The sequence below is a fragment of the Nonlabens sp. Asnod3-A02 genome (assembly GCF_045063755.1).
GTDB lineage: Bacteria > Bacteroidota > Bacteroidia > Flavobacteriales > Flavobacteriaceae > Nonlabens > Nonlabens xylanidelens.
On the sequence record NZ_JBEFOC010000007.1, the window covers coordinates 191,836 to 205,822 of the forward strand.

The following is a 13,987-nucleotide window of genomic DNA, read 5'->3' on the forward strand; positions in this document are numbered from 1 at the left end:
ATATTATGAAAATAAGTAAAGAAATTTTAGAATTCGGATATAAAAACCTAACCACTGCCAAAGCAATGGCAGAGCTCTACGAAGAGAACTTTAAAACAGTTTCTAAGTATGTGCATGCCACCAGTCGTGGTCATGAGGTGATTCAGACTGCGCTAGGAATGCAGTTGTTACCACAAGATTATGCTTTTCCATATTACCGTGATGACGCGATGTTACTTTCTATAGGGATGAAACCTTATGATTTAATGTTGCAGTTACTGGCTAAAAAAGATGATCCTTTCTCTGGTGGACGTACCTACTACTCACATCCATCGTTGAATGATATCGATAAGCCTAAAATCCCACATCAATCTAGTGCTACAGGAATGCAGGCTATTCCTGCTACTGGTGTAGCGTTAGGTTTTCATTATCGTGAGAGTTTAACTGACGAGCAACGAGCAGCTATTGATTCAAGTTCGAGTTCAAGTTCAAGTTCAAGTTCAAGTTCTGATTCCATTGTAGTTTGTTCTCTAGGTGACGCATCGGTTACTGAAGGTGAGATTGCTGAGGCTTTTCAAATGGCGGCTTTGAAACAGTTGCCTATTCTTTATTTAGTACAAGATAACGGTTGGGATATCAGTGCAAACGCTGCCGAAACTCGTGCACAAAATGCTGCCGAATATGCTGCAGGATTCCACGGTATAGAAGCTATTTCTATCGATGGGACAGATTTTGAAGAAAGTTACAACACCTTAAACGAGGTGATTGAAAAAATAAGAACAGAGCGCAGACCGTTTTTGGTTCACGCTAAAGTGCCATTATTAAATCACCACACGAGTGGTGTAAGAATGGAATTTTATCGCGATGATTTGGAAGAGGCGAGAAGCCGTGATCCATATCCGCGTATGAGACAGTTATTGCTCGATAATGGATTTAGTGAGCAAGATGTGGATGGTTATGACGCTTTCGCGAAAGCGGAATCTAAAAAAGCTCTAGAGCAAGCAATGAAAATGCCCGATCCTGAGCCATCAGATTTATACACACACGATTTTGCACCAACACCGATAACGGAAGAAAAAGGAGAGCGTTCTCCAGAAGGTGCTGATAAAGTCGTGATGGTAGATTGTGCACTATTTGCCATTGAAGAATTAATGAAAAAACATCCAGAATGCTTGTTATATGGGCAAGATGTAGGTGGTAGATTAGGTGGTGTTTTTAGAGAAGCGGCGACGCTGGCACAAAAATTTGGCGATAATAGAGTTTTCAACACGCCTATTCAAGAAGCATTTATAGTAGGTAGTACGGTAGGAATGAGTGCTGCAGGTTTGAAACCTATCGTAGAAGTACAATTTGCAGATTATATATGGCCTGGATTGAACCAGCTGTTTACAGAGGTGTCGCGATCTAATTACTTAAGTAATGGAAAATGGCCTGTTTCTATGGTCTTGAGAGTGCCGATAGGAGCTTACGGTTCTGGTGGGCCTTACCATTCTAGTTCTATGGAAAGTGTGGTTTCTAACATAAGAGGTCTTAAAATCGCCTATCCATCAAATGGTGCCGATTTAAAAGGACTGATGAAAGCCGCATATTATGATCCTAATCCAGTGGTGATTTTTGAACACAAGGGATTGTACTGGTCTAAAGTAAAAGGAACCAAAGGAGCAACGAGTATTGAGCCTAGTGAGGATTATGTATTGCCTTTTGGAAAAGCATGGGTACTTCAAGAAATCTGGAAAAAAGAGGAAGAAGAAACCTTGAGTATTATTACTTACGGAATGGGCGTGCACTGGGCAATGAATGCTACAGAAGAACTTGGTTTACAGGATAGAGTAGAAGTAGTGGATTTAAGAACGCTGCATCCACTAGATTATGAAACGGTTTTTGCGAGTGTAAAGAAATGTGGTAAATGCCTGGTAGTTACTGAAGAACCTAGTGAGAATAGTTTCTCACGTGCTTTACAAGGTCGCATTCAAGAAGAATGTTTCAAATACATCGACGCTCCGGTAATGGTCATAGGATCTGAAAATATGCCAGCGATTCCATTAAATTCTGTTCTTGAGAAAACAATGATTCCGTCTACGGAGAAAGTGAAGGCTAAGATTGAGGAGATTCTTAATTATTAATCATGTTAATTAAGTTTCCATTGATGAACATATCTTTTGAAAGCTGGACAGAAGGTTTTGCTGAATACGACACGGTTTTTCTGTCTGATCTAGAAGTTTGCTATTCAAAAAGAGAGCAACTCATTAATCAGAAATATGTAGATGGTAATGGTCATGTTTATGAAATAATTGATCATTACTTCAACGAGTCTAGTTGGAAAAAAATATTTAAAAATACTCTTTGCATTTATAAAGGAGAATTGATTTTGAAAAGAGACGTTGACAACTTAAACTTCGTAGAATTTAAAGAATCTATTAAAGTCAAAATAATGAAGTCTTTTGGCTTTAAACCAAATGATGAAAATTTTATAGAAATATGTAAGAGTATCGATTTCACTCGAAACTATAGTGATATTATTAAAATAGCCTGTGGCGGCAATCCCTAAATTATTAAAATGAAAGTACAAATAGAAAGAAAAAACACAGAATACCTACTTGAAGCAACAGGTGTTTCTGGAAACACCGTGATGATAGACCATAGCGGTATGGAAACAGTACAAGGTGTGAGCCCTATGGAATTACTTCTTATGGGTGTAGGCTCTTGTAGTGCGATAGATATTATCGCGATTTTAAAAAAGCAACGTCAGGATATTACTAGTTATAAGGTTGAAGTCACTGGAGAGCGTTTTGAGTTAGATGACTCTAAACCATTTAAATCTATGCATGTAACTGTATTGTTAGAAGGCGATATCAATCCAGATAAAGCTCAAAAAGCAGCCGATTTAAGTTTTGATAAATACTGCTCTGTTTCAAAGAGTTTTGATAAGTGTGTGGAGATCACTTATGAGGTTAAAGTGGATTAATAAATTCATTAATTTTTGTCATTTTTAAGTTTGTTAATTCTTTGATTGTCAACTGATGTAAATAGTATATTTGTCAGTGATTTTCAATACCATTGCATGCGCTATATTTTTCTAATATTATGCTCTGCTTTATTGCTTATATCTTGTAAAGAAGATGTGAAAAATGAGGGCAGAAACTATTCTTTTTACCACTGGAGTACAAATTTTAAACCTACTGATAAAACGGACCAGCTCATTAAACATGGCGGTACTTTTAAAGAATATGTGCGTTTCTTTGACCTTGTTATAGATCAAAATGTAGATAAAGTTTATCCTGTTGCAACAGTTCAGTTTGAAGAAAACACACGTTTTCTCGCTACTGAAATTGTACCTGTTATCTATATACGTAACGAGGTGTTTTTACATAAAGATGGTAATGGGAATAATATTCAAAAACTAGCTTTAAACACGGCCGATAAAATAAAAAGAATCCAGAACAAGCATCTTACTGGTCAAGTTGCAGTAAGAGAAATACAAATAGATTGCGACTGGACAGACAGCACGAGAGATAGTTTTTTCACGTTCTTAAAATCCCTTAAAAATCAAATGCCTGGTTACAGCATAAGTTCTACGTTGAGGTTGCACCAGGTGAAATATAAAGACCGTACTGGTGTGCCGCCAGTAGATAAAGTTGTTTTGATGGCTTATAATGTTGGTAATTTGGGCAGTGTAGAGGAGACTAATTCTATTTTAAGCAACGAGATTACTGCTCAATATTTAGAAGAGTTAGATGAATACCCATTACCGTTTGATGTTGCGCTTCCTCTTTTTGAGTGGGGTGTTTTATACAGAGATGGAAAACTCAAAGGTCTTTTAAGAGATCTTACTCCTAGTTTGTTAGAGTCCGCTTTCGCGAAAGCGGAAAAAGAAAACAACTATACGGCAACATCAGACTCCTACATCAATGGCATCTTTATTTATAAAGGAGATCATGTAAGAGTAGAAACTATAACCAAAGATAAACTGGAAGAGCTGGCCGCTATGATTAAGGAAGCAGCGCCGTCAGATAGAGACTATCAGACTATATATTACCATATCAATACTTTATTAACTTCAAAATTCTCTTATGATGACCTTTCGTCTTTTGCTAAGTAAATTATGGTTACTGGTGTTGCCGGTGGTTGCTTTTGGGAATACAGTTAATAATACCAATGGAGCTTTTTGCGGTTGGGATCCTGCATGGGAAGACAATTATTATCCTATTGTAGATCAATTCTCTCTAGTAAGTCCAGATTTTCATGCGTTTTTAAATTGTCCAGACTCACCATTTTGTTCTATCCAAGAAGAGGATCAAAAGTCACAAAACATAGCAGAATGGACAGCGTACTACAAAGGTGTTGTTACAGAAAAAGAGCTTATAGATATAATTTATAAACGACCTGTAGGGTGGTTTCTAGATCAAGAAGGGTTTGAATCTTATAACGATGAGGTAGGCGATAAATTAAATAAACCAGAAAACCTATTTTTCAAGAAATACCTCGCGCTAGCTAAAATATCTCAACATGCTTCTAGTGATAAATCAAATGGTAGTGGCTGGTATCAAGGAGAGACTGATTATTATGGTGGTGATGCTGGAAAGATAGATAAAAGAGAGTTGCTTTCTAAGGCACTAGAGTTAGTTGCTACTGCACCAGATGATTTTATGCGTAATCGTGCCGGTTTTCAAGCGGTAAAACTGTCTCATTATTTACAAGAAAATGAGATAGCTATAAGATATTTTAATACCATACTTAAAAAGTCTTCAACAGGTAATTACATGTATTACCGCGCGATGGAAGAAATGGCTGGCGCAGCTTTTAATATCAATAATCAGGTTCTTGCAGCAGTTTCTTATCTAGAGGTTTATGATCAATTACCAGATAGAAGATATACCGCAGGTGTGAGCCTGAGATTTTTAAATTGGAATCTTTTAGAAAATAGTTACGATTTTAAAAAGTTTAATGAGAATAACGATGTGAAGAGTTTTTTCAAAGCATTTCATGGTCGTGGTAATGTGTTGAGAGAAATGGAGAACATCTCTAGAGAGAATGTGAACTCTCCCTATCTGGATGTACTAGCAGTAAGATGGCTGGACCAGATGCAGTCAGAGGTTTTTGAGCATACTTCTAACTATTATTATGGTGATGATGAAGATTCTGCTGACTCTAATGCTGCAGCATTGGGTTTCTTTGCTAAAGATTTACTGAAAAATAAAAACCTTAAGAATAGAGATTTATGGACGTTGATACTTGCCACTACTCAACTATATAATCAAGAAAATAATAAAGCACTAGTGACTTTAGAAAATCATAAACCAGCAGTTGGGTTTAAAAAGCATTTTAAGAGACTTAATACAGCTATTTCATTTATGGCCATTAAGTCACTAGATAGACAGGCTATTAATCGCAGTTATGAAACTATAGCTAGCGATTTAGATTTGCATACTCACAAGCCTACAGTTGCAGCATTTTTTAATCATATAAGCGCCTTATATAATGATGCAGAAAATCCTATAGCTAGTATTCTTACTTCTATAAATTATGATTCTTATACTAATAATGAAAAGTACGATTGGGCAGGAGTAGGTGTAACACACGGTTATAGTTGGGAATACGATTCAAAATATCATTATTTAAGAGATGATTATATTAATAATTTTGACCTTTTTATAAGTCGTTCTAACCCTACAGCTTTTGAAAAAACGATTTTAAAAAGAATGAAAGCGGCGCCTAAGGATTATGTTCATGATTTAAGAGGTACTTATTACATGAGAAAGGATTCACTAGAAGATGCTGTAATTGAGTTTAAACAAGTAAAAAGCCCTGAGGTGTTTTGGGAAAAAGGTTTGCGTACAGAAATATTCTCGGCATCTATTAAAGAATATATGAATGTTCCATTTATCTCTATGTCTAACGGTTTTCATGAAGATTATAGTGCTGTTTTAGGAGAGAACGCTGTAATAGAAAGGGAAGATCTAGAACGTGAAAATTATAAGGATAATAAGATAAAGCTAGCAGAAACTTTAATTAAATTAAAGCAGCTAGCACAAACACAGCCCAGTAAAACTGCCGATTATTATTACATGATAGGTAATGCCTGGTACAACATGAGTCATAAAGGCTGGTTTATGAATAACAGTTACTATATAGGTAATAATAACCGTAATGAACTAGCGGCGTCTAGCTATGGAGATGATGACAGTGACGAGAGTAAAATAGATGATAGTTTTATTATGTATCAAGCAAATGATTATTTCTTAAAAGGACTACGAGCAGAAAGCGGTTCTAGAGAGACTAAGGCAGCTATCTTGTTTATGCTGGCCAAAACAAACAGCTGTGAAGATGGTCGTTATGACTATGATACAAATACGTACACCTTTAATATTTGTGGACAGCACAAAGATTATTTTAATCAATTAAATAATGAATATTCTGATACGGAGTATTATCGAGAGATCTTAAAAGAATGTTCTTGGTTTAAGAATTATGTGAATTAAATAAAAATCCCATTTCAACTCAATGAAATGGGATTTAAAATAATTTATGGTTAACTATTAATTGCTAGGCATAGGTGGATACTGCGTTAAGATCTCTTTTACGATCTCGTTAGTACGTTCTACCTTTTCTTCTGGTGTAGATTTAAGAGGTGCTTTCCCTACACCTTGCCAGATAAGTTCTTTCTTTTTTGCATCGATTAAATCAATGTATAGTATACCTTCTGTTGTTCTATTAACGCTATTCCTGTTATTACCCCAGAAACCGCCGCCCCAGCCCCAACCGTAACCAAAGCCCCAGCCCCAGTTATTGTTGTAAACGTCTACACGTTCTTTTGAGTCGGTAAAAATGCTTACCATTATATCAGGGTTTTCAGACTTTACAAAACCTTTAGCTGACATTTCTGTATCGATAGCTCTAAGAATACGTTTCTTATCCAGCTCAGATATCTTAGCCTCGTCTATTCCTTTTTTAAAGAAAGCATAGGTCTTGTAGTTATTGAATTCGGTTCCTATAGCATAATCTTGAGAAACACGTACTGTTTGACAGCTTACTAATAATGTAATTACTGCGAGAAGAGTTAATACTTTTTTCATTGCTTTTGTTTTTTTTGCTTTCGCGAAAGCGGAACCTAAAACCACCTTCTTAAAAACGGATTAATTATTATCGATCAAATCATCACTTACCATATGTGGTATCGTGACTTGTAAAGCAGGATTTATTTCCATCGCTCTCTTAATAGCAAAAACAGCATTTTCATTACGCGCCCAGTTTCTGCGAGCAATACCGTTATTTACATCCCAAAATAGCATAGATTCTAGCTTATCTTCTGATTCCTTAGTACCATCAATTACCATTCCAAAACCTCCATTCATAACTTCTCCCCAGCCCACGCCGCCACCATTATGTATAGAAACCCATGTTGCGCCTCTAAAACTGTCACCTATAACGTTTTGTATAGCCATGTCTGCAGTAAATCTAGAGCCGTCATATATATTAGAAGTTTCTCTATATGGAGAATCAGTTCCAGATACATCGTGGTGGTCACGACCTAGAACTATAGGTCCTATAACGCCAGCTTCTATGGCTTTATTAAAGGCACGAGCAATTTCTATTCTACCTATTGCGTCTGCATATAAAATTCTAGCTTGTGACCCTACTACTAGTTTGTTCTCTTGTGCTCCTTTAATCCATTTTATATTATCCTGCATTTGCTGCTGGATGCGCTCTGGAGCCTCTTTTGACAATTGCTCTAATACCTGAGTCGCGATTTGATCTGTTTTCTTAAGATCTTCTGGATCATTTGATGCGCAAACCCATCTAAATGGACCAAAACCGTAGTCAAAACACATAGGTCCCATAATGTCTTGCACATAAGAAGGATAACGGAACTCAGTGTCTGTTCCTTTTATATCAGCATCTGCGCGGCTAGATTCTAGCAAAAATGCATTACCGTAGTCAAAGAAATACGTTCCTTTTTCTGTGTGTTTATTAATCGCAGCTACATGTCTACGTAAAGATCTTTGAACCTCTTTTTTAAAGTTGTCTGGTTGATTGCTCATCATCTCGTTAGATTCTTCAAAAGTAAGATCTACTGGATAATAGCCGCCAGCCCATGGATTATGTAAACTGGTCTGATCGCTACCTATCGATATGTGAATATCAGCATCGTAAAGCGCTTCCCAAACATGAACTATATTTCCTTCAAAAGCGATAGAGATTGTCTCCTTATCTTCTTGAGCTTTTTGTACGCGAGAGATTAAATCTGTTGTATTTTTAATAACTACATCTACCCAACCTTGTGAGTGTCTGGTGTGTACAGCTTTAGGATTCATCTCTGCACAAATAGTAATACAACCGGCTATATTTCCAGCCTTGGGTTGTGCACCGCTCATTCCACCTAGACCTGAGGTTACAAATATGTTTCCAGTTGGTTCTTTTTTTATTTTTCTAAAAGCATTGAGAACGGTAATAGTTGTACCGTGAACGATACCTTGTGGTCCTATGTACATAAAAGAACCTGCTGTCATCTGTCCATATTGAGTAACACCTAGAGCATTAAACTTTTCCCAGTCGTCTGGTTGTGAGTAATTAGGAATCATCATTCCATTAGTAACTACACATCTCGGTGCTTTTTTATGAGAAGGGAATAATCCCATAGGGTGACCAGAATACATAACCAGCGTTTGCTCGTCAGTCATCTGGCTGAGGTACTTCATGGTCAGTAAATATTGTGCCCAGTTAGAAAACACAGCACCATTACCACCATAAGTAATTAGTTCATGTGGATGTTGTGCTACGGCATGATCTAGGTTATTCTGTATCATAAGCATGATACCTGCTGCTTGCTGAGAATTTGCTGGATAGTCGGCAATATTTCTAGACTTGATTTTATATTCAGGCATGAAACGATACATATAAATACGACCGTACTTTTCTAATTCTTCTTTAAATTCTGGTAACAGAATTTCATGATGTTTTGGGTCAAAATAACGCAGTGCGTTGCGCAATGCTAATTTCTCTTCTTCAGCATTGAGTATTTTCTTACGTTTAGGGGCATGATTTACATTAGTATCATAAACGTGTGGTGCTGGTAGTTTTTCAGGAATTCCTGTTTGTATGCTTTCGCGAAAGCGTGCTATAGAAATATCTTCACTCATGAATTCTTAGTTTTGGCTGTTTGTCTTTTTATCGTATCCGTATGGGCAGTGACGGCAACCGCTCTCACAACAATAACCTCTTTTAAGATGGTATTGCTCTGTAAAACAGCGGTATCCTTCTGGTGTTAAGTAATAATCGCCTTCTTCTACGGGAATAATCTTCTTCATGCTATAAAAATACAATAGTTGCTAGAGATATAAGAATTGCAACGAGATTGGTTTTAAGTAAGAGTAAATGATTTCTTGGGATTTACGATAGCACAAGCTAATTCAATAACTTTGCGATATGATTCCTTTAAAATCAAAATACCTTAAAAAATATAGCGGCATGACGCTGTGGCCTTTTTTACTAGTAAGTAATAAAAGTAAATTGACGGATGCTCTTTTCATGAATCATGAGAACATTCACGCCGTTCAACAAAAGGAATTATTAGTCTTGTTTTTTTATTTATGTTATGGTCTCGATTACCTATTTAATCTCATGCGATATATGAACCATCATAAGGCTTATAGAAACATAGTGTTTGAAAGAGAGGCATATTTAAATGAAAGTAATTTAGATTATTTAAAAGAGAGAAAGCTGTTTTCCTTTTTTAAATTCTATGGTAAAAAGTATGCGCATGAATAGACTTTTTAAATCTCAAAATTCCGTTATTGAGAAGTTTAAATCTTATCGAGATCTAGACATAGAGATGGACATGAAGAGAGACGATTTATTACATAAAGAAGTGTCTGGTAATAAATTGCGTAAATTAAAATACAATCTTCTACAGGCACAAGAGTTAGGACATGATACCGTACTCACTTATGGCGGTGCTTTTTCTAACCATATAGCGGCTACTGCAGCTGCAGGTAAATTGCTGGGAATTAAAACTATAGGTGTTATCCGTGGTGAAGAGTTAGGAGCAGACCTCAATAAAACACTTGCTGGAAATGCTACTTTAAGACAAGCGCATGTAGATGGAATGAAATTTCATTTTGTCACGCGTGAGCAATACCGAGATAAAGAAACAGATTTGTTTCTGGAAGAAATGAAAGTCTTATTCGGTAATTTTTACAACATTCCAGAAGGTGGTACTAATGAGCTTGCTGTAAAAGGAACACAAGAGATTCTTACAGAAAGTGATAAAGAGAATTATGATATCATTTGTGTTGCTGCAGGAACTGGTGGTACAGCTGCTGGAATTATAAACAGTGCTGCGCCGCATCAAAAAGTGATGGTATTCTCTGCCTTAAAGGGAGATTTTATGCGATCTGAAATTGAAAAGTATACCCATGGAAAAGAATTTGAGGTGATTGATGAAACAGCTTTTGGTGGTTATGCAAAGTCAGATGATCGATTGATTGATTATATGAATATCCGCTTTCGCGAAAGCGGAATACCACTAGAACCTATTTATACCGCAAAAATGATGTACGGCATAGAACAAATGGTGGAGAGTAGCGTTATCAATGGGAAAACTCGTATTTTAGCCATTCATACTGGTGGTTTACAATCTATCACTGGATATAACAAAGTGTTAGAAAAAAAACGACGTCTTAAGATAAGCTATGAAAACCAACTATAGACTACTTTGCTCTTTAATGGTAGCAGGAATGCTACTTACCTCATGTGGATCAAAAAAGAGTGTAAGAACAACAAAGCCCAAAACTACAACATCAAGCACAGCTGATAAAACAACACCAGTAGTTGTTACAGATGATGAAGATAAAGTAACTACTACCACAAGCCCACGTAGTAAAGATAAAGTCGCTAACTACATAGACGATTTTAAGGATATCGCAATGAAGGAAATGAAACTTTATAAAATACCTGCTAGTATTACACTAGCGCAAGGAGTATTAGAAAGTGGCTCTGGAAACGGTAGGCTAGCCGTAGAGGCAAATAATCATTTTGGTATTAAGTGTCATACCGGCTGGACTGGTGGTCGCATCTATCACGATGATGATGAAGATCAAGAATGTTTCCGTACGTATAACGATGCGAGTTATTCTTATCGCGATCACTCCTTATTTTTAAAAGACCGTAAAAGATATGCAGGTCTTTTTGAACTAGATCAAGACGATTATAAAGGCTGGGCTAGAGGTTTAAGAAAAGCAGGTTATGCTACAGATAAGAGGTATCCTCAAAAATTAATAAGTCTTATCGAGAGATATGAATTGTATCAATATGATAATATTGCTTTAGGTAAAGCTGTAGACGAGAAGCCTAGAGTTATAGAAGAGGTAAAAGAAAATAATACCTCTGGATTTACTAAGCAGCATGTAGTTGTGAAAGGAGATACATTATACAGCGTCTCAAAAAAATACAATACAACTGTTGATAAGCTTAAAAAGCTTAATAAATTAAAAACTAACGTGCTAAGTGTAGGTCAAGCACTTATCGTTAAATAATTATACATTTTTCATGTCATTTATATATCAAAGAAGTAGTGCGCTTTTTCAAGAAGCAAAAAAATATATTCCAGGTGGAGTTAATTCTCCAGTGCGTGCGTTTAATGCAGTAGGTGGGGACCCTGTATTTGTAGAACGTGCAAAAGGTGCGTATTTACAAACAGAAGATGGACACCAGATTATAGATTACATCGCATCATGGGGACCTATGATTTTGGGTCACGCTTTTGAACCAGTTGTTGAGGCAGTAATTAAAGCTACAGAAAAAGGTACTTCTTATGGAATGCCTACTGCTATTGAGACTGAAATAGCAAAGCTAGCCGTATCTATGGCGCCTAATGTAGACCAGATAAGAATGGTTAACTCTGGTACAGAGGCGTGTATGAGTGCTGTGCGACTGGCACGTGGTTATACTGGTCGTGATAAGATTATAAAATTTGCAGGTTGCTATCATGGACATAGTGATTCTTTCTTGATACAAGCTGGTAGTGGTGCGGTAACCTTCGGTAGTCCTAACAGTCCTGGTGTTACTCAAGGAACTGCAAAAGATACATTACTTGCAGATTATAATAACTTAGAGCAAGTTGCAGATATATTTAAGCAAAATAAAGGTGAAATAGCCTGTGTGATTATCGAGCCTATTGCAGGTAACATGGGTTGTGTATTACCACAAGATGGTTTCTTAGAAGGTATAAGATCTTTATGTGATGAGCATGGAGCCTTATTTGTTTTTGATGAGGTAATGACTGGTTTTAGACTAGCTCGTGGTGGCGCACAAGAAGTTACTGGTGTAAAAGCTGACATCGTTACTTATGGTAAAGTTATAGGTGGTGGTTTACCAGTAGGAGCATTTGCCGCTCGTCAAGAAATTATGAATCATCTAGCGCCATTAGGTCCAGTTTATCAAGCAGGTACTTTAAGTGGAAATCCGCTAGCGATGAGTGCTGGTCTTGCGATGCTGACTCATTTAAATAACAACCCTAGTGTTTATGATAATCTAGCTGCAAAGACAGAATATCTGCATAAAGGAATTGATACCGTACTTTCTGAAAAAGGAATGGATTATAAAATTAACCGCATAGGTTCTATGATGTCTGTTCATTTTACAGATCAAGAAGTAGTGGATTTTGCTAGTGCTGCAACAGGTAATAATGAATGGTTCAAGAAATTTTTCCATGGATTACTAGACCGCGGTATTTATTTGCCTCCTAGTGCTTTTGAATCTTACTTCTTAAATGACGCATTGAGTTATGAAGATCTAGATAAGACTATACAAGCGACTAAGGAAGTAGTTGCTAGCTGGTAATTTTGCTTTCGCAAAAGCGGAATAACGACAAATACTATTCTTAATTTTGAGTACATCTTCCACAAAATTCTACGATAGGTTTTCTAAACTATATCCCATTGTGGATGTATTCTTACGACCTCAAAAACGCCGATTATTTGAAGAGATAAATTTACTAGATCATGGTAAGTTGTTAGAAATAGGAGTAGGAAATGGAACTCATTTAGGACTTTATAAAAAGCATGCTCTTATAGGTATAGATACCTCTAAGAGCATGCTTTCTAAGGCTAGTGATTATGCAACGCAAGAAATGCAATTGTTGCATATGAGTGGTGAGCAACTAGAATTTGAAGATCATTGCTTTGATTATATTGTTCTATCTCATGTAATTGCTGTGGTAGAGCATCCAGAAAAAATGCTAGAAGAATGCTGTCGTGTTTTAAAAAAAGATGGCTCTTTAATACTACTCAATCATTTTACACCCAATAACTTTTTGGGATATATAGATCGTGCTTTTCAATTGTTTTCTCCTATTTTTCATTTCAAATCTGCTTTTTACTTAAAGGATTTAAAAGCTTTAAAAAAATTAGAGCTCAAGGAACAAATACATTTTAGTAGACTGCGATATTTTAAACTGTTGATCTATAAAAAGCCATGATTAAAAGAAATTTTTTAATCGCTATTACAATGTTTATTGCATTGTTTATCTATACCTTTTATAGAACGGACTACACACTCATAAATCAATTATGGATCTATCTGTTTACACAAGAATCTTTTACGGCGATTAAATCTACAGTTAGAACCGCAATGCCACTGCCAGAATTAATTGTTTATTCTTTACCTGAGGCATTATGGATATTTACTATTACACTCACTTCTAAGAATTTGTTTTTTAAAATTAGAGATCAGAAAATCTTTTTATACTTTCTTCCTTTAGTCTTTTGTGTAGGTATGGAGCTGTTACAATATACTGGGATTACAAACGGACATTTTGATTTTTGGGATATCGGACTTTCTTTACTCTTTTGGTTTTTGGGTCTTTTAACTCCTTTGAACACAAGCAAGTTTGATATTTTAAAAACGTGGAATAAGGAAGTGGTGCTTTGTAGTATTTCTTATGGAGTCGTATATCTTGCCCATACTATGTAATTTAAAATTAAAGCATAAAAAAACCGCTCTTGAAAAGAGC

General features: G+C 36.2%; 14 protein-coding genes. 11 read left to right on the forward strand and 3 right to left on the reverse strand.

Annotated elements, in window-relative coordinates; translation table 11 throughout:
- Window positions 1-5: 5 nt before the first annotated feature.
- The 5 genes from ACJJVN_RS04130 (at window position 6) to ACJJVN_RS04150 (ending at window position 6,458) form a co-directional block, all read left to right on the forward strand.
- Entirely contained in the window at window positions 6-2,102 is a 2,097-nt protein-coding gene (locus ACJJVN_RS04130) for a thiamine pyrophosphate-dependent enzyme (protein WP_405377222.1), read from the forward strand.
- A gap of 23 nt (window positions 2,103-2,125) precedes the next feature.
- On the forward strand, window positions 2,126-2,527 hold the full coding sequence (locus ACJJVN_RS04135) for a hypothetical protein (RefSeq protein WP_146080408.1): 402 nt from the start codon (window positions 2,126-2,128) through the stop codon (window positions 2,525-2,527).
- A 9-nt stretch (window positions 2,528-2,536) separates the two neighbouring features.
- The gene (locus ACJJVN_RS04140) at window positions 2,537-2,944 is read left to right on the forward strand and encodes an OsmC family protein (protein ID WP_405377223.1); all 408 of its coding nucleotides are present in this window, start codon (window positions 2,537-2,539) and stop codon (window positions 2,942-2,944) included.
- Between the two features lie 96 nt (window positions 2,945-3,040).
- Complete coding sequence (locus tag ACJJVN_RS04145; RefSeq protein ID WP_405377224.1) at window positions 3,041-4,078, forward strand: hypothetical protein; 1,038 nt, start codon at window positions 3,041-3,043, stop codon at window positions 4,076-4,078.
- Window positions 4,050-6,458 (forward strand): hypothetical protein, encoded by a 2,409-nt coding sequence (locus tag ACJJVN_RS04150; RefSeq protein WP_405377225.1) that lies wholly within the window; start codon window positions 4,050-4,052, stop codon window positions 6,456-6,458. The genes ACJJVN_RS04145 and ACJJVN_RS04150 overlap by 29 nt, the downstream gene beginning before the upstream one ends.
- Window positions 6,459-6,515: 57 nt before the next feature.
- Here ACJJVN_RS04150 and ACJJVN_RS04155 read toward each other — a convergent pair whose 3' ends face one another.
- From ACJJVN_RS04155 to ACJJVN_RS04165, 3 genes are read right to left on the reverse strand one after another with little or no spacing between them, the layout of a single operon-like run.
- The gene (locus ACJJVN_RS04155) at window positions 6,516-7,052 is read right to left on the reverse strand and encodes a DUF4136 domain-containing protein (protein ID WP_405377226.1); all 537 of its coding nucleotides are present in this window, start codon (window positions 7,050-7,052) and stop codon (window positions 6,516-6,518) included.
- Between the two features lie 60 nt (window positions 7,053-7,112).
- Window positions 7,113-9,116: a urocanate hydratase gene (locus tag ACJJVN_RS04160; RefSeq protein WP_405377227.1), complete on the reverse strand. Its 2,004-nt coding sequence runs from the start codon at window positions 9,114-9,116 to the stop codon at window positions 7,113-7,115.
- Window positions 9,117-9,122: 6 nt separating this feature from the next.
- Window positions 9,123-9,284: a DUF5522 domain-containing protein gene (locus tag ACJJVN_RS04165; protein WP_170034585.1), complete on the reverse strand. Its 162-nt coding sequence runs from the start codon at window positions 9,282-9,284 to the stop codon at window positions 9,123-9,125.
- Between the two features lie 118 nt (window positions 9,285-9,402).
- On the opposite strand from ACJJVN_RS04165, the gene ACJJVN_RS04170 reads away from it, so the two are divergent.
- The 6 genes from ACJJVN_RS04170 to ACJJVN_RS04195 all read left to right on the forward strand — a co-directional run bounded on the left by ACJJVN_RS04170 (window position 9,403) and on the right by ACJJVN_RS04195 (window position 13,947).
- On the forward strand, window positions 9,403-9,744 hold the full coding sequence (locus ACJJVN_RS04170; RefSeq protein ID WP_405377228.1) for a hypothetical protein: 342 nt from the start codon (window positions 9,403-9,405) through the stop codon (window positions 9,742-9,744).
- A complete protein-coding gene (locus tag ACJJVN_RS04175) occupies window positions 9,737-10,684 on the forward strand; it encodes a 1-aminocyclopropane-1-carboxylate deaminase/D-cysteine desulfhydrase (protein WP_405377229.1) in 948 nt (315 codons plus the stop codon). Before ACJJVN_RS04170 ends, ACJJVN_RS04175 begins: the two co-directional genes overlap by 8 nt.
- Window positions 10,668-11,510, forward strand: coding sequence for a glucosaminidase domain-containing protein (locus tag ACJJVN_RS04180; protein ID WP_405377230.1), 843 nt, complete (start codon window positions 10,668-10,670; stop codon window positions 11,508-11,510). Before ACJJVN_RS04175 ends, ACJJVN_RS04180 begins: the two co-directional genes overlap by 17 nt.
- A 13-nt stretch (window positions 11,511-11,523) precedes the next feature.
- On the forward strand, window positions 11,524-12,816 hold the full coding sequence (hemL, locus tag ACJJVN_RS04185) for a glutamate-1-semialdehyde 2,1-aminomutase (protein WP_405377231.1): 1,293 nt from the start codon (window positions 11,524-11,526) through the stop codon (window positions 12,814-12,816).
- 100 nt (window positions 12,817-12,916) lie between these two features.
- Complete coding sequence (locus ACJJVN_RS04190) at window positions 12,917-13,453, forward strand: class I SAM-dependent methyltransferase (protein WP_405377232.1); 537 nt, start codon at window positions 12,917-12,919, stop codon at window positions 13,451-13,453.
- Window positions 13,450-13,947 carry a hypothetical protein gene (locus ACJJVN_RS04195; protein WP_405377233.1) on the forward strand — a complete coding sequence of 166 codons (498 nt, stop codon included), beginning with the start codon at window positions 13,450-13,452 and terminating at the stop codon, window positions 13,945-13,947. The genes ACJJVN_RS04190 and ACJJVN_RS04195 overlap by 4 nt, the downstream gene beginning before the upstream one ends.
- The last annotated feature ends 40 nt before the right edge of the window (window positions 13,948-13,987 follow it).